The sequence below is a fragment of the Ciceribacter sp. L1K23 genome (genome assembly GCF_018122705.1).
Taxonomy (GTDB): Bacteria; Pseudomonadota; Alphaproteobacteria; order Rhizobiales; family Rhizobiaceae; genus Allorhizobium.
On the sequence record NZ_JAGRRC010000006.1, the window covers coordinates 1 to 18,662 of the forward strand.

General features: G+C 63.0%; 15 protein-coding genes and 1 pseudogene. 7 read left to right on the forward strand and 9 right to left on the reverse strand.

Annotation, left to right across the window (positions count from 1 at the left end):
• The first annotated feature begins 794 nt into the window (after nucleotides 1-794).
• The gene (locus J5J10_RS22225; protein ID WP_211931830.1) at nucleotides 795-1,766 is read left to right on the forward strand and encodes an IS110 family transposase; all 972 of its coding nucleotides are present in this window, start codon (nucleotides 795-797) and stop codon (nucleotides 1,764-1,766) included.
• Between the two features lie 572 nt (nucleotides 1,767-2,338).
• Here the strand turns inward: J5J10_RS22225 and J5J10_RS22230 are convergent.
• Together J5J10_RS22230 and J5J10_RS22235 are read right to left on the reverse strand one after the other, a co-directional pair.
• Entirely contained in the window at nucleotides 2,339-3,604 is a 1,266-nt protein-coding gene (locus J5J10_RS22230) for a terminase family protein (protein ID WP_249117016.1), read from the reverse strand.
• 616 nt (nucleotides 3,605-4,220) lie between these two features.
• Nucleotides 4,221-5,018 carry a hypothetical protein gene (locus J5J10_RS22235; protein ID WP_211931831.1) on the reverse strand — a complete coding sequence of 266 codons (798 nt, stop codon included), beginning with the start codon at nucleotides 5,016-5,018 and terminating at the stop codon, nucleotides 4,221-4,223.
• Nucleotides 5,019-5,390: 372 nt separating this feature from the next.
• Here J5J10_RS22235 and J5J10_RS22240 point away from each other — a divergent pair, with 372 nt between their 5' ends.
• From J5J10_RS22240 to J5J10_RS22250, 3 genes are read left to right on the forward strand one after another with little or no spacing between them, the layout of a single operon-like run.
• Nucleotides 5,391-5,624: a hypothetical protein gene (locus J5J10_RS22240; RefSeq protein ID WP_211931832.1), complete on the forward strand. Its 234-nt coding sequence runs from the start codon at nucleotides 5,391-5,393 to the stop codon at nucleotides 5,622-5,624.
• 25 nt (nucleotides 5,625-5,649) lie between these two features.
• The gene (locus tag J5J10_RS22245) at nucleotides 5,650-6,612 is read left to right on the forward strand and encodes an IS1595 family transposase (RefSeq protein ID WP_211931833.1); all 963 of its coding nucleotides are present in this window, start codon (nucleotides 5,650-5,652) and stop codon (nucleotides 6,610-6,612) included.
• An 8-nt stretch (nucleotides 6,613-6,620) separates the two neighbouring features.
• Nucleotides 6,621-6,800: a hypothetical protein gene (locus J5J10_RS22250; protein ID WP_211931834.1), complete on the forward strand. Its 180-nt coding sequence runs from the start codon at nucleotides 6,621-6,623 to the stop codon at nucleotides 6,798-6,800.
• On the opposite strand, the gene J5J10_RS22255 is transcribed toward J5J10_RS22250, so the two are convergent.
• The 7 genes from J5J10_RS22255 to J5J10_RS22285 all read right to left on the reverse strand — a co-directional run bounded on the left by J5J10_RS22255 (nucleotide 6,769) and on the right by J5J10_RS22285 (nucleotide 13,493).
• On the reverse strand, nucleotides 6,769-7,695 hold the full coding sequence (locus J5J10_RS22255; protein WP_211931835.1) for a DUF3800 domain-containing protein: 927 nt from the start codon (nucleotides 7,693-7,695) through the stop codon (nucleotides 6,769-6,771). The two genes, J5J10_RS22250 and J5J10_RS22255, sit on opposite strands and share 32 nt — an antisense overlap.
• Nucleotides 7,696-7,759: 64 nt before the next feature.
• Nucleotides 7,760-8,788 carry a hypothetical protein gene (locus J5J10_RS22260; protein WP_211931836.1) on the reverse strand — a complete coding sequence of 343 codons (1,029 nt, stop codon included), beginning with the start codon at nucleotides 8,786-8,788 and terminating at the stop codon, nucleotides 7,760-7,762.
• An 88-nt stretch (nucleotides 8,789-8,876) separates the two neighbouring features.
• Nucleotides 8,877-9,230, reverse strand: coding sequence for a hypothetical protein (locus J5J10_RS22265; protein ID WP_211931837.1), 354 nt, complete (start codon nucleotides 9,228-9,230; stop codon nucleotides 8,877-8,879).
• An 84-nt stretch (nucleotides 9,231-9,314) separates the two neighbouring features.
• A complete protein-coding gene (locus J5J10_RS22270) occupies nucleotides 9,315-9,674 on the reverse strand; it encodes a carboxymuconolactone decarboxylase family protein (protein WP_211931838.1) in 360 nt (119 codons plus the stop codon).
• 320 nt (nucleotides 9,675-9,994) lie between these two features.
• On the reverse strand, nucleotides 9,995-10,189 hold the full coding sequence (locus tag J5J10_RS22275; protein WP_249117015.1) for a heavy-metal-associated domain-containing protein: 195 nt from the start codon (nucleotides 10,187-10,189) through the stop codon (nucleotides 9,995-9,997).
• Between the two features lie 92 nt (nucleotides 10,190-10,281).
• Nucleotides 10,282-10,713 (reverse strand): Cu(I)-responsive transcriptional regulator, encoded by a 432-nt coding sequence (cueR, locus tag J5J10_RS22280; protein ID WP_208553216.1) that lies wholly within the window; start codon nucleotides 10,711-10,713, stop codon nucleotides 10,282-10,284.
• A gap of 2 nt (nucleotides 10,714-10,715) precedes the next feature.
• Nucleotides 10,716-13,493: a heavy metal translocating P-type ATPase gene (locus J5J10_RS22285; RefSeq protein ID WP_211931840.1), complete on the reverse strand. Its 2,778-nt coding sequence runs from the start codon at nucleotides 13,491-13,493 to the stop codon at nucleotides 10,716-10,718.
• A 485-nt stretch (nucleotides 13,494-13,978) separates the two neighbouring features.
• Here J5J10_RS22285 and J5J10_RS22290 point away from each other — a divergent pair, with 485 nt between their 5' ends.
• From J5J10_RS22290 to J5J10_RS22300, 3 genes and pseudogenes are all read left to right on the forward strand, one after another.
• The gene (locus tag J5J10_RS22290) at nucleotides 13,979-15,751 is read left to right on the forward strand and encodes a retron Ec67 family RNA-directed DNA polymerase/endonuclease (RefSeq protein ID WP_211931841.1); all 1,773 of its coding nucleotides are present in this window, start codon (nucleotides 13,979-13,981) and stop codon (nucleotides 15,749-15,751) included.
• A gap of 244 nt (nucleotides 15,752-15,995) precedes the next feature.
• On the forward strand, nucleotides 15,996-16,568 hold the full coding sequence (locus J5J10_RS22295; RefSeq protein ID WP_211931842.1) for a hypothetical protein: 573 nt from the start codon (nucleotides 15,996-15,998) through the stop codon (nucleotides 16,566-16,568).
• A gap of 187 nt (nucleotides 16,569-16,755) precedes the next feature.
• A pseudogene (locus J5J10_RS22300) lies at nucleotides 16,756-18,662 on the forward strand (transporter); the annotation flags it as partial.

The following is an 18,662-nucleotide window of genomic DNA, read 5'->3' on the forward strand; positions in this document are numbered from 1 at the left end:
CACCATCTCGAGAGCCGTCTGTTCGGGAGCAGGTTTCTTCAACATGTCCCAGTGAATCATAAACCCCCGGATGTAGCCAGGGGTTTGTCAGCAGTCTGAGGCGCGCCACCCGGCGCGCCTTTTTTCATGCGCGGGTTCTGAGAGCCCTGCGCTTTTCCGCAAAGCCCCCTCATCCGGCTGCCGCCACCTTCTCCCCGCACGCGGGGAGAAGGGACCCGTGGCACGGTCACGCCCGCCAACCGCCACCGCAGTAAGGATCATGCCGCGCCCTCGCCGTCCCCCCTCGCCCCGCGTGCGGGGAGAGGGTCGCCGAGCAAAGCGGAGGCTGGGTGAGGGGGCGCCCCGGCTACAACGCGCCGGTGCCTCGCCCTCGAAAATTCCTCTCAAAGCCCCCTCATCCGTCTGCCGCCACCTTCTCCCCGCACGCGGGGAGAAGGGACTCGTGGCACCGCCGTCGCGCCCCCCAACCGCCACCGCGGCAAGGATCATGCCGCGCCCTCGCCGCTCCCCCTCTCCCGCGTGCGGGGAGAGGGTCGCCGAGCGAAGCGGAGGCGGGGTGAGGGGGCGCCTCGGCAGAAACGCGCCGGAAGCCTCCCCCTCGAAAATTCCTCTCAAAGCCCCCTTGCATGTTCAATCTGCATCGATTGCTTGATGATCGTTGCGCTCTCCGGCGGATGGCCATCCGCCGGAGAGCGGACGGTCGGGACCGGATGCCCCTTGGCTTGAACCGAGGATGAGATTGGTCCGGCCGTCCTCGCGTTTGTCCTGAACAGATGATGGGGAGCAAGTCCCGGATGCAAGGCAAGGTATCGTTCAAAGAAGACGCGATGCCGGCAGTTTATGTCGGTGTGGACGTGTGTAAAGAGTGGCTCGACATTCATCTTCATCCCCTTGGCGAGAGCTGTCGGTTCGCCAATGACACGATCGGTATTCGCCAGTTGAAGCGGCTGCTTTGCCGCCATCGGCCGGCCGGCATCGTGATGGAGGCGACCGGCAAGTTCCATCGCCCCGCCCATCGCTCGCTGTCGGCGGACGGCTTTTGCGTTTCGATTATCGATCCGTTGCGGGCGCGCCTGTTTGCCCGCTCCTGTGGGTTGCTCGCCAAGACCGACCGGCTCGATGCCCGTCTCCTTGCACTTCTGGCGACAAGCCTGCGGCCGGGGCCGGACGTGTCTCCCAGTCCACACCTGGAGGCCCTGCAGGAGCTGGTCCAGGCCCGATCGGCAGCATGCGGAGAGATCACCGCGCTCAAGAACCGTATGCATGCGGCCGATACCGCCTTTTTGCGGACTGAACTGGCGCGTCTCATCAAGCGGATGGAACTGCATGTCGAGCGCCTTGAGCAAGAGATCGGCCGGCGCGTCGACGAGGATCCGGGGCTTTGCCGCAAGGCCGAGATTCTCATGTCCATTCCCGGCATTGGTCGCATCACCGCCCTGGCGCTGATCGCGGGCCTTAACGAACTGGGTTCGTGCACGGGCAAGCAGGCCGCCATGCTGGCGGGCGTCGCCCCGCTCGCCAACGACAGTGGAGCAAGGCTGGGCCGCCGCTCCATAAGGGCGGGCCGGGCCGCACCCCGTCGCGCCCTCTACATGGCCGCACTGTCGGCATGCCGATACAATCCTGCCCTCGCACGCTTTGCCCAAACCCTGCGAGCCGCCGGAAAGCCGCCCAAGGTCATCCTGGTCGCCGTCATGCGAAAACTCGTCGTCCTCGCAAACTGCCTGCTCGCTCATGATCGCCTCTGGACACAAATCCCGCCTTGACAACAAACACAGATGCTCATCCCGCTGCCGCCGAAAACGCACCTCACCGCCCCCTCATCCGGCTGCCGCCACCTTCTCCCCGCAGGCGGGGAGAAGGGACTCGTTGCACCGCCGTCGCCGTCTCCCTGCGACCGCAGCAAGGATCATGCCGCACCCTCGCCGTCCCCCTCGCCCCGCCTGCGGGGAGAGGGTCGCCGAGCGGAGCGGAGGCGGGGTGAGGGGGCGCCCCGGCAGAAACGCGCCGGAAACCTCCCCTTCGAAAATTCCTCTCAAAGCCCCCTCATCCGGCTGCCGCCACCTTCTCCCCACAGGCGGGGAGAAGGGACCCGTGGCACCGCCGTCGCCGTCTCCCTGCGACCGCAGCAAGGATCATGCCGCACCCTCGCCGTCCCCCCTCGCCCCGCGTGCGGGGAGAGGGTCGCCGAGCGAAGCGGAGGCGGGGTGAGGGGGCGCGCCCCTCAGAAACGCACCGAAGCCTCCCCCTCGAAAACTCCTCTCACCGCCCCTCATCCGGCTGCCGCCACCTTCTCCCCGCAGGCGGGGAGAAGGGACATGCCGCGCTGTCGCGCCCCTCAAAGCCCCCTTACCCTCGGCTCGCCTCTTCCCGTCAGCATCAGCGCCGTCAGCGCCCAGACCAGAGCATCCAGCCGGTCCGGGGAGCGGCCGGAGGAGAGCCCGTCCGGGCCGAAATCGCACATCTGGTCCTCAAGCTCGGCAAAGGCGCCCGCATGCACCACGCGGCCCTGCTCGTAGAGCGCCGCCACCGGCTCGGCGCGCAGATATTTGCCCCGCGTCGCCCGCACCATGGTCACCGGCAGCGCGGCCTCGACGCTTGCGAGCGTCGCCGCCACCATGTCGCCGCCCTGGTTGACTTCCGCCACCACCCGGTCGGCCTCGAACCGCCTGAAGGCGCGCACGACAGCACCCGCCCAGCCGGCCGGGCTTTTGCCCTCGACCGAACAGTCGGCCAGCACCACGGCGCGGCCGGTTTCCTCGATGCCGGCCACGACGATGCCGCAGCACGACGCCGCGCCCGCGCCCGCCGGCGGATCGACCGCGACGACGATGCGCCTCAGCGCCCCATGCTGCCTGACCCGGATGGCCTCCAGCCGGTCGCGCCGCCAGAGCGCGTCCTCGCGGTCCTCGATCAGCTCGCCCATGAGCTCCTGCCGCCCCAGCCGCGAGCCGCCGTAGCGGGCCTGCATGGCCGCGATGAAGCCCGGCGCCAGATGCGGCGCATTGGAGAGCGTCGAGATCCGCGTCGTAACCGTGCCGGCGTCCTTCACCAGCCGCCGTATCAGCGGAACCGGCCTCGGCGTCGTCGTCGCCACCAGCCTTGGCGCATCGCCGAGCCTCAGGCCGAACTGCAGCATGTCAAAGGTGTCCTCGGCATATTTCCACTTGCCGATCTCGTCGCACCAGGCGAGGTGAAACTGCGGCCCGCGCAGGCTTTCGGGGTCCTCGGAGGAGAAGATCTGCGCCACCGCGCCGTTCGGCCAGACCAGCCGTCGCCGGGTGATCTCCACCTCGGGCGCGGCCGTCCCCGCCACCTTGCAGATGCCGGAGAGACCGTCGATCATCACCTCGCGGGCATCGCCCAGCGTTTCCGCCACCAGCGCGATCCTCAAGTCCGAGCGCCGCCCGGCGCTCGCCATCGCCTGCACCCATTCGGCGCCGGCCCGCGTCTTGCCCGAGCCGCGCCCGCCCATCAAAAGCCAGTGCCGCCAGTCACCATCAGGCGGCCTCTGGCTGTCCCGCGCCAGCACCCGCCAGTCCCGCAAGGCGCGAACCACCTGCGCCTTCGGCAGGGAGAGGCCGAGTGCCGGGAGCGCGATCATTGCCGGAGAACTCGCGAGGCTTTCCGTACCACCTTCCCCACGAGAGGAAGGGTCGGACTGCCCGCCTCCCGTCGCCCCAGCCGATCTCCCCCCATGTGGGGGAGATGCCCGGCAGGGCAGAGGGGGGCCTTCAAGGCACGCCGCAGCCCTAGCCCCTCCCCCTTGTGGGGAGGAGTCGGGGTGGGGTTCTTCCGTGGTGGACGCGGGTTCCTCGTCACGCGTCGCCGTCATGCTCGCCGCACCGTCTGCGGGCGTTGGCTCCGTCTCCACCGGCCGCTCCGGCTCGTTTCGGCCCCTCACCCTGCCCTCTCCCCGCAAGCGGGGAGAGGGGGAAGCCGAGTCTGCCTCGCTGTCGCGGGAAACCGTCGCCTCCTGCCCCTTCTCCCCGTTCACGGGGGTGAGGCGCGATCCGCAAAGCGGAGCAATCGATCCAGTGAATCGATTGCAGCAACGAACGCCTGGAGCACAAGCGAAAGGCAGGTGACGGCAGCCGGATGAGGGGAAGCTGTCGCGACCCCCCATCGCCGCCTGCGCCTCCATGCCGGCATTCCTGACCGTCTGCCGCGACCTGTCGGCGATAGCCTTGAACCGCCGCCCGAAATCATCCGACATGGTCTCAACCTGCCGAAGCACCAGTTCCGCAATCGCCTGCTCCACCGCCTCCCGGCGCCGGCGCATCTCCCGGTTTTCCCGGCGGGCCGGTTCCGAAAGCGCCGGTGCCGCCACCGTCACCGCCCCCGGCCCCTGCCCTGCCACCAACACCACCGGCATCGCCGTCGCCGCTCCGCCAGCGCTGGACCAGGTCGCGGGCCCGTTCCTCGGCCCGCTCGTTGGCCCTGGCATCGATGAGTTTCGCCAGCCGGTCGACAACAACGGCATCGTCTTCCTCCTCCGCCCTCTGAAGGTCCGCCGCCGCCCGGTCGCGGGCGATGTCTCGTTTCAGGCTGTCGATCTTTTCCAGCGTGCGGACGATCAGCGACATGGCGTCGGTCGCGCCCTTGATGTCGGCCCGCGCCGTTTTGCCGTCGGGCCTCGACCCGCCGCCGGACCCCTCCGCCAACCCGCCGCCGGCCGACCCGGGCCCGCCGCTCCTGCCAGCCTTGTTGCCACCCGCGCCACCATCGTCATCCTCCGGCCCAAGCCCGGCCTCGGCATCGGCGCGCAGTTTGCGGAAGACGCGAAACTGCGCGCCCATCTCCACCGTCAACTCGTCCAGTAGGCCGGACAGCGCATCGACGGGCGACCCCGCCTCCATCGACTTCAGCTCCAGCACCACCCGCCCCGCGAGCCTCAGACATCGCCGGTCGACGGGCGGCCCGATGTCCTCCACCGCCCAATCCGGCCCCGCCCGCTCGCCGGGCAACAATCCCGACAGCAGGACCTCGCCCGCCTCGTCCAGTGAAGAGATGCGCATGGAAACCTCCATGGGAAAAGGATTGGTTGGATTGGAGGATGCCCCTCATCTGCCTGCCGGCACCTTCTCCCCGCATGCGGGGAGAAGGGAGGTGGAGCGCCGGCGGTGCCACTTGCCCCTTCTCCCCGTCAGAACGGGGAGAAGGTGGCGGCAGCCGGTTGAGGGGCAGTTCGGCTCGCTCCGACACCCAACGAAAAAAGGCCCGGTCCCCCGAGCCTCACAAACCTCGAAAAGCCCGCCCTGAGACGCAACTTCCCGACCATATCCAAACCCTAGCAAACCACCGTCACGCCGTCAAGGAATTTTTTCCTAATATTATACTTGCCGTACCCAATTTGCCGTGTTATACAATTGGCATAAGGAGTTACGGCAATGAACGACGACGAAACACCATTAGTCCTCGGCATTCATGCGGTTCTAGTCAGCCTTCTCATGACCTTGGAAGACATGGGACAGACCGAAGTCGTCAGCGAAGCCTTTGACCGCGCCGGGAATGCATTCGTCAGCGCTGGTCTCAGCCAAAACAAGGCCCTGCGCGCCAAGGCGGCCGGAGCTCTTGAGATAATCGACAAAATGAGAGAGGCGGTTGTCCGCCATCGCTCTTAAGATAAAGCCGCTCAAGGTATCATCCATGTCCATTCTTTCAGATCGCCACTTTCACGAAGAAGCAGCCGCCTATCGCTTTGTAGAAAAGCGCGTTTGGCCGAACGGCCCGGTTTGCCCCCATTGCGGTGGCGTCGAACGTATCAGCGCCATGAAGGGCGAAAGCACCCGCATCGGCACCTACAAGTGCTACCAGTGCCGCAAGCCCTTTACTGTTAAGGTCGGGACCATCTTCGAAAGCAGCCACGTCAAGATGCACCTGTGGCTGCAAGCCATCTTCCTTATTGCTTCGTCCAAGAAGGGAATCAGCGCTAACCAGCTTCACCGCGTCCTTGGCGTTACCCTCAAAACCGCTTGGTTCATGGCTCACCGCATTCGTGAGGCCATGCGCGAAGGCGGTCTTGGTCCGATCGGCGGCGAAGGCAAGATTGTTGAGGTTGACGAAACCTACTACGGCAAGAAGGAAGGCCCCGCGCCGACCACCACCACCAGCGGCCACTCCTTCACCAAAAAGGGCAAGGGCGGCCCGTCCCACAAGCGTGCCATCCTGAGCCTTGTTGAGCGCGGCGGCTCCGTTCGCACCTTCCATGTCGCTCAGGCGAACAAGGAAAACGTGACCGATCTGGTAAACCAGAACGTCGCTCGCGAAAGCATCCTGATGACCGACGAGAGCCGCCTTTATGCCGATATGAAGGACCGCTTTGCGCAGCACCTTTCAACCAAGCATTCCCGCAAGGAATACGTCCGCTACGAGGGCGATCTGGCGATCCACAGCAATACCGTCGAAAACTACTTCTCGGTCTTCAAGCGCGGCATGCGCGGCACCTACCAGCATTGCGCTGAAAAGCATCTGCACCGCTATCTTGCAGAGTTCGATTTCCGCTATAACCGCCGTGTTGCCCACGGCGTGAACGACGTTGCCCGCGCTGGCTGCATCCTTGACGGCATCGTTGGCAAGCGCCTGACCTACGAAACAGCTCGTGCGAGGTGAGAAGCCCTATGGCATCGAAAAACCAAGCAGATACAAGCCAAAAGCCAAGCGGCGAAAAGGCAAAGAAACTTAGTCAGAAAGAGCAATCGGAGCGGTTTATCGAAGCCGCTCGGAAGCTTGAGGCTGACGTTAACGGCAAAGACTTCGAAGCGGCTACTAAAACGATCCTGAAGGCGAAAAATTCTTGATATCAATAACCGCGCAATCTCGGTGAGCCTCGCGAAGAATACCCACGAGATTATTGGCCAAATGATCTTCGTCTGCCGACAATCGCAATCTCGGGAATTTTGCGCCGCGAATCTTAATCCGCCCAAAATCTAAGACAGAATCATCTGGGTCAGCGCTTTCGGAATACCACTTTCGTATCCACCAAGCCCATAAATCCGCCGCCTGAAGAGGCAAAAATTCTTCATCGTTTTCGAATTTTGGATATGAGCCATATAGCCCTCTTATCTCGGCTGGCCTGGTATTCATGTATTCGTCCCACCCGGCGAGAACCTGCCTCTTTTCGCTTTGCTCATCGAAGATGAAGTCAATCTTTTCGCCAGACGGAATAATTCCCTTCAGGTCATCTTCGCGACCGTTGTGAAACAAATCCATTAGGTGCTTGAAGGCTATCATGTAGTAGTTATCCATGAAGCCCCAATTTATCGGGCGTCCGTCTGAACGTCTAATTCGTTGTTTTGCACGGGATAGGTCTTCCTTCTTGTAGACGAAGGATAAGGCGCACAAGACATGACTGGAAATTATGTCGAAGAAGGCCGGAACTCGCTCCATTCGTTCATTCAAGTACGCCATCTCGGACATCTTGAACCGTTTGGCTCCACTGTTTCCAATCACACCCCAGCCTAATGCATTCTCCCACTCTTTTGAGAAGGTTGCCCACGATTTCGCAGAAGATATAAAGCCCGCTAATGCGAACACATCATCATCTCCGCTATCATCTATGTAGGCCTGCAAAACCAAGAATAGGCGTCCCCCTGACCGATTCGGAGCGATGCCGCTCACCAATGACCAGACTCTATCCGCTGCATTAGACGCACCCCAATCATGGCTAAGTATGGGGGTCGCGGCATTGGTCATGATGGTATCACCCTTTCATTGGGTACGCAAAGTATAATATTGGGAATTTTTTCCTATTTGATTACTACCGCCCCGCACTCCTCTCCAGGACCTTCCCGTCCTCGCCCACAATGAAATATGAGCCACCGGCCATCATCCGCACGAGATATTCGAAGGACGCGCTGCCTTTCAGCGATTTCTTCCGCTTGGGATCGGATACAGCCCAGTCGTAGATACCCGATACGCGACAGAGGTCGCGCTCGCATGACACGTCCGTCGTTGCCGGCCTCACGACAGCAATCCGCGATGGCCATCGCGTTGAATATTTTCGCTTTTCCTCGATCACTTCGGCTTTGCTCATCGACTTGCCGTAGAACATCACAACGTCGGAATAGGCCTGCCGTGTGACGCCCGCGAGTTGATCCGGAGGCAACGAGCCAGAGACGATCAAACCGAGCACAAATGCCTTGGCGAAATCCCCGGAGCCCTGCCCCGGTGCTGCCGGTGAAGGAACCTGCTCGCGGGCAACTGGGGGAGACGCAAAATCAGCGCTGTTGATTCCCCAAGACTGCACTTCTTGTTCCGAGAAGACGTACATTTCGCTGGGCGGGGTGCGCAGCATCTGCGTGATTACTTTCTGAGATACTCCGTATTTCGCAAGTATTTCCAGAACATCCGAAAGGCCGTATTGGGCGGCCTCCACACTCTCGATTCCCGATATCTGATGGACGCCAAGCTCACCCTTGGCGAGACGGCGCGATCCGGCGAAGAAGATGTAAGCACAGGCGGACATACAGCGGGATTCCGGCAGAATGACCGTGCTCATCCGGCGGTCGAAGACTTCTTCGGCGATCAGCAGACCCGCCTGGACATTTCCGCCATCGCTGTTGAGGATCACAGTGTTTACGCCCGGATGGCCGTTCAGCACCCTCCTCAACGCCAGCGGGGCACTAATGCCGATAGCTCCGTCAAGAACCACGACATCCGGCAGGTCAGGCAGAATGAAGAAAGGCGAGTAATCAACGGCGCTCTGAGCGCGGGCGGCGCTTATCAAGCCCTCACTTAAAAAGGCCATCAGGCACAACGCGACTACATGTGCTGCCCTTCCAAACACCGCTGCCCCTCTTTCAGCCTAGAAGGGATTTAATCGCGGAATCCGATGAGGAACAAGCCTAAACCTTAACGTGCCAGATAAGGTCTATTCACTCCAACGCCAACACATCCACGTTCCGCACCCTCAGCTTCGGCGTGATCCCGCTGCACGCGGGCACCGTCTCGTCCACCAGCACCGCGACGGCGGAGCGGTTGGTGGCGGGGTCGCAGTAGAGTTCGGAAACGCCATCCGGCAGGCACTGGGCGATCACCTCGCGGCCGCCGGGCAGGCTGCGGATCACGAAGTTCGGGCGCTTGCGCCAGTCGGGCGTCTGGGCGTTGAAGACGTCGTGGCATTCTTGCAGCGTCGCGATCTTCTTGTTGTAGATGGCGAGATTGTTCCAGCCCGCGAAGGCCGGAACAGCAAGGGTCGAAAGAGCAACCAGGGCAAGAGAAAAGCGCATCGAATCACCCTCCGGTTCTTGTGGAGACACAACCCTAGCGCTCAATGGTAAACCATTTCTTCCCTGAATTAGTAAGCCTTTTACCTATTCCGCCGCCCCGCCATATTGCTCCCAGGCGGCCATGGCATGGGCCGCATACATCAGGCTCGGGCCGCCGCCCATGTAGATCGCCATGCCCAGCACTTCCTGGAATTCCGCCCGCGTCGCGCCGAGCTTGATCAGCGCCTCGGTGTGGAAGCCGATGCAGCCGTCGCAGCGGGTGGAAATGCCGATGCCCAGCGCCACGAACTCCTTCGCCTTCTTGTCCAGCGCCCCGTCCCTCGTCGCCGCCCCCGCCATGGCGGAAAAGCCGGCCATGACGTCGGGGATCTCCTTCCTCAGCGTGCGCGTGTGGGCGGAAATGTCCTTGGTGATATCGGGATAGAACTTGACGGGCGTGTCCATGATCGGGTCCTCGCAGGGTTATACATATGATTTTTTATATATGTATTTGGCGAGGCATTGCAAGAGTGACGCTTGTCGCGGGGATGCGGTCGGCGAAGGCCCCTCATCCGGCTGCCGCCACCTGGCCGGCCTTTCGCCGGGGCTCAGGGCGTTCGTTGCTGCAATCGATTCACTGGATCGATTGCTCCGCTGCGCGGACCGCGCCTCACCCCCGCGCGCGGGGAGAAGGGACAAGTGGCACCGCCGACGCTCCATCCTCCTTCTCCCCGTCAGAACGGGGAGAAGGTGCCGGCAGGCGGATGAGGGGCCGTCGCGCCGCCTCACCCCACCCTGACAGCCGTATACCCGGCCTCGGCAATCGCCACGGCCGCCTTTTCGGCGTCGCCGTCCACGGTGATGCGGTGGCGGGCGAGATCGACCGTCACGGGGGCGCCCGGGAGGGCGTCGGCCAGCGCTGCCTTCACGGTCTTTTCGCAATGGCCGCAGGTCATGTCTTCGACGCGGAATTCGATCATGGTGTTCCTCCTTGCAAGCATTTTGTCCTGTCTTTCTGCACCTTGACCCCATGGCAAGGTCAAGCGCCGGATTGCCGCAGGCGGGCGGCCTCTCAGCCCTTCGCCGCCCTGCCCTTCGCCTTGCGCTTAGCCGCCCCCTCGTCGCCGGCGAGATCGGCGAGGATCGGGCAGTTGGGGCGGGCGTCGCCGTGGCAGCAGGAGACGAGGTCGGAGAGGGTGTCGACCATGCCGCGCATCTCGGCGATCTTGCGGTTCAGGTCGGCGATATGGGCGCTCGCCAGCCGCTTCACCTCGGCGGAAGCGCGCGTCTTGTCGTCCCAGAGCGCCAGCAGCCGCTCGGTCTCCTCCATGGAGAAACCCAGCGACCGGGCGCGGCGGATGAAGCGCAGGCGGTGCACGTCGTCTTCGCCATAGACCCGGTAGTTCGCCCCGGTGCGGCCGGGGCTGACGAGCCCCAGCGTCTCGTAGTAGCGGATCATCTTGGCACTCACGCCCGAGGCGGCCGCCGCTTCGCCGATGTTCAGCATCATGCGTCTCCCTTGGTTGTCACGCCCATGGCTTGCGGCCGAAACCGCTTCAGTCTCAAGGCGTTGGTCAGCACGAAGACGCTGGAGAGCCCCATGGCCGCCGCGCCGATCATCGGCGACAAGAGAATGCCGAAGCCCGGATAGAGCGCCCCGGCGGCCACCGGGATCAGCGCCACATTGTAGCCGAAGGCCCAGAACAGGTTCTGGCCGATATTGCGGATCACCGCCCGGCCGATCTCAATCGCCGCGACGGCGGAGGAGAGATCGCCGCCGACCAGCACCACGTCGGCGCTTTCGATCGCCACATCCGTGCCGGTGCCGATCGCAACCCCGGTATCGGCGGCGGCAAGGGCCGGCGCGTCGTTGATGCCGTCGCCGACGAAAGCGACCTTTTTGCCCCTCTCCTTCAGCGCCCGCACGGCCTCCACCTTGCCCTCCGGCAGCACCTCGGCGATGACGTCGTCAATGCCCGCCGCCCGCGCCACGGCCTCCGCCGTCTCCTTATTGTCGCCGGTCACCATCACGACGGAAAGCCCCAGCGATTTCAGCGCCTTCACCGCCGCCACCGAGCTTTCCTTCAACGGATCGGCAATGGCGATTGCCGCTGCGACCCTGCCATCGACCGCGACATAGACGGGCGTCTTGCCTTCGCCGGCAAGGCGCGACGCGGCGGCGATGGGGTCGTTTTCGGCCCCGCCCTGCCCCTCATCCCCCTGCCGGGACCTTCTCCCCGCCTGCGGGGAGAAGGGAGTTGCCGCGCCGTCGGCGGCCTCATCACCATCTACACCGAGAGCCGTGTCCCGAGAGGCGTGAGCGGGCTCCTCCTGAAGACGTTCGCCGGTCATGGCGGCCGCAGCGGTGCCGGTTCCCCTCGCCCCGCTGGCGGGGAGAGGGTCGCCGAGCGCAGCGGAGGCGGGGTGAGGGGCAGGCACCGGTGCCGATGTATCCGCCCCCTCCCCGAACCCATAGCCCAGCTTGCGCATATACCTGTCCGCGCCAACCTCCACCTTCCGGCCAGACACGCGCGCCGAAATGCCGTAGCCCGTCACCGCCTCCAGCCCCTCGGCCTCGGCAACCGGAAGCCCCCGCGCCTCCGCCGCCTTGACGATGGCGAGCGCCAGCGGATGTTCCGAGCGGGCCTCGACCGCTGCCGCCAGCGCCAGCACCTCCGGTTCGTCGAAGCCGTCCGCCGTCACCACGTCGGTCACCTCCGGGCGGCCTCTGGTGATCGTGCCCGTCTTGTCGAGCATCACCGTATCGGCCTCGGCCAGCGTCTGCAGCGCCTCGCCCTTGCGGAAGAGCACGCCGACCTCGGCCGCGCGGCCGGTGCCGACCATGATCGAGGTCGGCGTCGCAAGCCCCATGGCGCAGGGGCAGGCGATGATCAGCACCGCGACGGCGGCGATGAGCGCATGGGTATAGGCGGGCTCCGGCCCCAGGATCAGCCAGACCAGGAAGGTGAGCGCCGCAACGCCCATCACCGCCGGCACGAACCAGCCGGTCACGCGGTCGACCATCAACTGGATCGGCAGCTTGGCGCCTTGCGCCTCGCCCACCAGGCGGATGATCTGCGACAGCATCATGTCGGCGCCGACCTTCTCGGCCCGGAACCGCAGCGCGCCATTGCCGTTGATCGTGCCGCCGATGACGGCAGCGCCCGGCCCCTTTTCCACCGGCACCGGTTCCCCTGAAATCATCGATTCATCGACGAAGGAGGACCCGTCCAGCACCGTGCCGTCGACCGGCAGCCGCTCGCCGGGGCGGATCACCACCACGTCGCCGAGAGCCACATCGCCGGCCGGAATATCGGCCGTCACGCCGTCGCGCTCCACCCGCGCGGTCTTCGCCTTGAGACCCGAAAGCTTGCGGATCGCCTCGCCGGTGCGGCCCTTGGCGCGGGCTTCGAGCAGACGGCCGAGCAGGATCAGCGTGACGATGACCACCGCCGCCTCATAATAGACATGGCGCGCGTCCACCGGCAGCAGGCCGGGCGCGAAGGTCGTCACCAGCGAATAGAGGTAGGCGGCGGATGTGCCGACCGCGACCAGCGAATTCATGTCGGGCGAAAGCCGCACAAGGGCCGGAACGCCCTTGACGAAGAAGCGCCGGCCGGGACCGGCCAGCACCAGGCTTGCCAGCGCAAACTGCATCAGGTTCAGCGTGTTGCCGGGAAAGAGATCCATCAGCGTGTGGTGCAGCGGCGGATAGAGATGGGCGCCCATCTCGACCACGAAGACCGGCAGCGTCAGCACCAGTGCTAACAGGAAATCGCGCGTCAGGCGGCCGATCTCCTTCTCGCGCGCCGCGTCGCGCCCGCCGGTTTCCTCGGCACTCGCCGCCGCCTTCGCGCCATAGCCGGCGGTCTTCACCGCAGCGATGAGCGCCGGCAGCTGCGAGCGGCCGCCGAGCACGCTCACCAGCGCCTTGCCGGTGGCGAGATTGACGGAGGCGCGCTCCACCGAGGGAACGGCCATCAACGCCTTCTCGACGCGGGCGATGCAGGAGGCGCAGGTCATCTCCTCGATCTCGAGCTCGACGATGTCAGGCTTCACCTCATAGCCGGCCTTGCGGATCGCCTCGGCCAGCGCCGGCCCGGAAAAGCCGGCCGTCGGCGTCACCGTCAGCGTCTCCGCCGCCAGGTTGACGACGCCCGTCCCGACGCCCTCCACCCTGCCGGCCGCCAGCTCCACCCGCCGCACGCAAGACGCGCACGTCATGCCCTCGACGGCAAGCGTGATCGGCTGCAGGGCGGGCGTGATTTTCGTGTTCACAGTCATGGGTCTTTCCCCTTTCGGAGAGAGATGTAGGGGTTACCATGATGGGAAGGTCAAGGGGGGGGCAGGTCCGAAGGTGGCGAGGGAGCCTTAATGGACGGTACATTACGCAAAAGCGGATGTTTGGTAAAAAATCGTACACCTAATAGGCTGAGAGTCTGTCCGCTCCCAAGCACGACCATCCGCATCAGGGAAACAGCTACACTGAAGAAGTTTAATGCTCCCTCGCATAGAATTTCGCTTTTCATGATGGGAATGCAGCACACGTGAAAATGAGACCTACGCATCAAGTGCGCTTGCAAACCACCGTGGAAAGATGCATAAAACCACTAGAGCTTGCGGACAGATTTAATGTCGCGCATCGCGACATATGATCCGAATGGTTGGCACTCTGCTTTCCATCAGATTTCTTTTGCGGATTTTCGAGTTTTCGAATTTTCGTATTTGCTTACCACATCGCATAAGAGTGTCCGCAAGCTATTACTTCCATGACAGGAATAGACCTTCTAAAACAGGCTAAGTCTTTAACTGATATCGCGAAGCTAGTTGGTTTTACACCCGCCGGCTTGTCGTACATTTTGTATAGAATGCCCGAAAGCGCAAAGTACCGAGCGTTTGAGATACCCAAGCGAAGCGGCGGCACAAGGACGATCAAAGCTCCAATGAGGGAGCTTGCTCTGCTTCAGAGCCGCTTGAATACGTTTCTTGGACAGTGCGCTGAAGAGCTTGCAAGAGACAATCCTCGGTTCTGGGCGGCTGCCCACGGCTTTCGAAAAGGCCGGACTATTGTAACCAATGCCAATGCTCACAGGAGCCGCCGCTATGTGTTCAACGTCGATATAGCGAATTTCTTTGACAGCATTAACTTTGGGCGGGTGCGGGGCGTCTTCATAAAAGATCGGGCGTTCAATCTCGAACCAACTGTTGCTACGATCATTGCGCAGATCGCATGCTTTGAGAACGCACTACCTCAGGGGAGCCCCTGCTCACCGATAATCTCAAATTTCGTGGCTGGTATTCTAGATGCTCGTCTTCTTCGTCTAGCAAAGCATGCAAGATGCACTTACACCAGATATGCCGACGACTTGACGTTTTCCACAAACGAACGCCTCTTTCCCACAGAGATAGCAAGAGAATTGGCAGGCCCAGACTGGTGCGTGGGCCCCAGGCTTTCTGAAGTAGTAGAAGCATCAGGCTTTCAGTTAAATCCTGGCAAAACTCGCATGTCGCTTAGACGCTCCCGCCAAACGGTCACCGGCCTCGTGGTGAACGAGAAGCCAAACATCAAGCAAAAATACTACCGCGATACCCGCTCGATGTGCAGTTCCCTTTTCTCAAGCGGAAAATGGCACCACGGAACAGGTGTGGACGAGCAGCAAACGTCGAACCTCAGGCCATTGGAAGGTAGGCTTGCGCATATCTATTATGTGAAGGCTCGACACGACCGCTCCCAGAAGCAGAACAAACACGCAGAATACGTTCCGCCTACAGCGCCTGTTGAGCTTTACAGGAAGTTCTTGTTTTACAAACACTTTGTAGCCAATGACTTACCCACTGTTGTTACTGAGGGCGTGTCAGACATTACATATCTTAAATGTGCTATTCGGTCGTTGTCGGCGAAGTTTCCAAGTCTCATCGGCATGAGTCGTGGGAAACTCAAAGTGGACCTGCAGTTTCTAAATCCAACTGGCACTTCTCGGTCCGTGTTAAATTTAGGCCATGGGGCATCTGGCCAGGCCAGCTTGATCCAGCAATACAGCAATCGCCTAAAGAACTACAAAAACCGCCCGTTGGCGATGCCAGTAATCATTCTGTGCGACAACGATGACGGCCCGAAAGAGGTTTTTAAAAATGCCTCTGGGAAGACAGGAAAGACCATATCCAAGTCAACAACGGACCCTTTTTACTATCTTGGTGATAATCTGTACCTCGTTAAAGTACCTGAGAACGGAACACAAAGTAGAGATATGGAGGATATGTTTCCTGCATCAGTACTCGACGAGCTATTGGAAAACAAGCCCTTCAATAAGAAAAAGGAGCACGGCGACGGGACGGCTTACGGTAAGGTAATATTTGCTGAGAAGGTAGTGCGCCCAAAAACCGGCACCTCGATCTTCAATGACTTCGAAGACCTTCTGACCCGCATCATAGCCTGCATAGCCCACTATGCGGCAATTCGCGCGACAAAAGCCGCAGCATCCTCCCCCGCACCCGCGCTCTCAGTGCCAACGGCCGCAGCCGTAGCAGCGCCCACAACCTAGCGAACACACGTCCGATGATCCAACGGCCTGTCACTCGCCTCTGCACGGCTCCACCCACATAATGACCGGCAGGCGCTGTTGAACTCTTGGCACAGGTTAGACAGCATACATAGCTGCGACTTAGTCAGCGGTGTCTTCGGCTTATATGGAAACCGAGTTTAAAGCGGTTCGTCTTGCGCCATCCTCTTACACACAACAGCCTTTCGTATGGTGAGCAGGTACATCTAGGTGGGACACGCTTTCTGTGGGGTTACCCCATCACAACCTCTCCTCACCCATGCTATCCTCCCGCTCCACCACCACCCGGAGCCCCCACATGCGCCTCGCTCTCCTCCCCCTCCTCCTCCTCGCCACCCCCGCAGCAGCTGCCGACACCGCGGCCGTCTCGGCCTTCCTCACCACCCGCCTCACCGCCGAAATGTCCGGCGACATGGGCCCCACCCGCGTGGCGCTCGCGTTTGCCGATCTCAATGCCGACGGGGCCGACGAGGTTCTGGCGTATGTGATGGGGCCGATGTGGTGTGGGTCGGGCGGGTGTGATCTCAAGGTGCTGACGCCCGAGCGAGAGAGCTTTTCGGTGGTTATGGACGCCTCGGTGGCGCAGATGCCTGTTGGCGTGCTGCCCACGACAAGCCATGGCTGGGCGGATCTGGCCGTTTCTGTCGGCGGCGGCGGGGCGGCGTCGGGGACGGTCGCCATGCGGTTCGACGGCACGGCCTATCCCGGCAATCCGACGGTTTCGCCGGCCGAGCCCGTCGATCCCTCCGCCGCGCGGATGCTGATCGACGAGACGACCGAGGTGGTGACGCTGCCCTGAGGCGCTCCCCGGCAAAAGTGTAAAGATTTCCTTTCATTGGGACGCAAACGCAAGGAAGGCGGGGGTCGGCGGAACGCTGTGCATAACCCGACCATTCGCAAATCCGGTAGTGGTAGCGACGAAGGCCCGGAGCCTGCCTGCAGGCATCCGGCCGGCCCATCGTCCCCTGACATACCGTGTTGCATCCATGATCCGTATCCGTTCCCGTCTCCTCGTCACCACCAGCCTTTCGCTTCTTCCCGTCATGGCGGCGGCGCAATCGATCGAGGCGACAGGCAGCGTCACGCCCTCGCCGCCGGCGGGCGCCACCTCCTGGACGACAGGCCAGATCCGACTGGGCACGACCGGCGACGCCGCGCTGACGGTGAGAGACGGCGCGGATCTGACCACCGGCAGCGCCTATCTCGGCATGTATCTGTTCCAGACCGGCGATGTAACGATCACCGGGCCGGGATCGACCTGGACGAATAGCGGCGACTTGAACATCGGCCAGGTCGGCTACGGCACCGTCACCGTGGCGGATGGCGGCGTCGTTTCCAGCAGCGATGTCGATGTGGCGGTAACCTCGTCGGCAACCGGCGACATCCTCGTGACAGGCCCCGGCTCCCGCTGGACGAGCAGCAACGGTTTCTTCGTCGGCCAGTCCGGAGAGGGTACGCTGACGATCGAGAACGGCGGCCTCGTCGAGAGTTTCGTCGGCATCCTCGGCAGCGGGGGCGAGGGCACTGTCACCGTCACGGGACCGGGGTCGGCCTGGGAGATGACCGGCAGCATCATGGTGGGCGAGTATGGCAATGGCAGCCTGACGATATCGGATGGCGGTCATGTGTCCGGCACGTCGGCGTCCATCGGCTGGGAACACGGCGGCACGGGCAGCGTGACGGTCACGGGTGACGGATCGCGCTGGGACGCCAGGTCGAACATGTTCGTGGGCGGCGAGGGCACGGGAACGCTCCTGATCGCCGACGGGGGCGTCGTGACCAGCAGCAGCGGCGTCATCGGAACGGGAGGCAACGGCGAAAGCACCGTGACCGTGACAGGCGACGGCTCGGCCTGGGAGAATACGACGTACCTGACCGTCGGCAGCAATAGCAATGGGACGCTGACAATCAAGGACGGCGGTTTCGTCACCAGCACCGAGACCATTGTCGGCACAGTCACCAACGGCGAAGGTGCGGTCACGGTCACGGGGCCGGGATCGGAATTGAGGAGCAGCGGGCAGATTTATATCGGCGCGCAAGGGAGCGGAACGCTGACGATCGCCGATGGCGGACTGGTTGCCAACACGGGTGGCATTCTGGCAGCCGAAAGCGGCGGCCGCGGCGAGGTCACGATCACCGGTGCGGGATCGCGATGGCACAACCTCCAGGCTATCACCGCGGGCTGGTACGGCCACGGCATCGTCACCATCGAAGACGGCGGCTTCGCGCGCAGCAACGGCGGCACCATCGGTCTTTATGGCGGCAGTTCCGGCGCGATGACCGTCACAGGCGATGGCTCGTCCTGGACAAACTTCGGGACGTTCACTGTCGGCAATGGCGGCTACGGGAGTTTCACGGTCGCGGATGGCGGCAGGGTGGACAATGGTGAAGGCAACATCGCCTACATGTCGGGCGTGACCGGTGCGGCACACGTCACCGGCGACGGTTCGAGCTGGAACAACAGCGCCGGGCTCACCATCGGGCGCTCCGGTCGCGGATCGCTGACGATCGCGGACGGAGGCGCGGTCACCGTCGGAGCACAACTCGGTGACGGCAGCCATGGCGGCACGGCGACGGTTGCGGCGTATGGCGGTTCCAACGGCACCGTGTCGATCGGCGCGGCGGAGGGGGATGCGGCGGTGGCGGCGGGGAGGCTCGATGCGGCGCGGCTGGTGTTCGGGGCCGGCAACGGCACGCTCGTCTTCAACCATACCGATGACGACTACGATTTTCAGGCGGCGATCTCGGGCAATGGCACGATCCGCCATCTGGCCGGCACGACGACGCTTTTGGGCGACAGCTCCGCCTTTTCCGGCACAACGGCGGTGACCGGCGGCGGGCTGATGCTGGCCGACGGCGCGCTGCTCGGCGGCGCGATCGATGTTTCGGGCGG

Bases quoted from the DNA above. Each gene is read 5' to 3' on its own strand.
- J5J10_RS22235 (WP_211931831.1), bottom strand. From the start codon at position 5,018: ATGCGCATCTCTTCACTGGACGAGGCGGGCGAGGTCCTGCTGTCGGGA.
- J5J10_RS22290 (WP_211931841.1), top strand. From the start codon at position 13,979: ATGACAGGAATAGACCTTCTAAAACAGGCTAAGTCTTTAACTGATATC.
- J5J10_RS22270 (WP_211931838.1), bottom strand. From the start codon at position 9,674: ATGGACACGCCCGTCAAGTTCTATCCCGATATCACCAAGGACATTTCC.
- J5J10_RS22225 (WP_211931830.1), top strand. From the start codon at position 795: ATGCAAGGCAAGGTATCGTTCAAAGAAGACGCGATGCCGGCAGTTTAT.
- J5J10_RS22245 (WP_211931833.1), top strand. From the start codon at position 5,650: ATGTCCATTCTTTCAGATCGCCACTTTCACGAAGAAGCAGCCGCCTAT.
- J5J10_RS22230 (WP_249117016.1), bottom strand. From the start codon at position 3,604: ATGATCGCGCTCCCGGCACTCGGCCTCTCCCTGCCGAAGGCGCAGGTG.
- J5J10_RS22285 (WP_211931840.1), bottom strand. From the start codon at position 13,493: ATGACTGTGAACACGAAAATCACGCCCGCCCTGCAGCCGATCACGCTT.
- J5J10_RS22255 (WP_211931835.1), bottom strand. From the start codon at position 7,695: ATGACCAATGCCGCGACCCCCATACTTAGCCATGATTGGGGTGCGTCT.
- J5J10_RS22240 (WP_211931832.1), top strand. From the start codon at position 5,391: ATGAACGACGACGAAACACCATTAGTCCTCGGCATTCATGCGGTTCTA.
- J5J10_RS22250 (WP_211931834.1), top strand. From the start codon at position 6,621: ATGGCATCGAAAAACCAAGCAGATACAAGCCAAAAGCCAAGCGGCGAA.
- J5J10_RS22265 (WP_211931837.1), bottom strand. From the start codon at position 9,230: ATGCGCTTTTCTCTTGCCCTGGTTGCTCTTTCGACCCTTGCTGTTCCG.
- J5J10_RS22275 (WP_249117015.1), bottom strand. From the start codon at position 10,189: ATGATCGAATTCCGCGTCGAAGACATGACCTGCGGCCATTGCGAAAAG.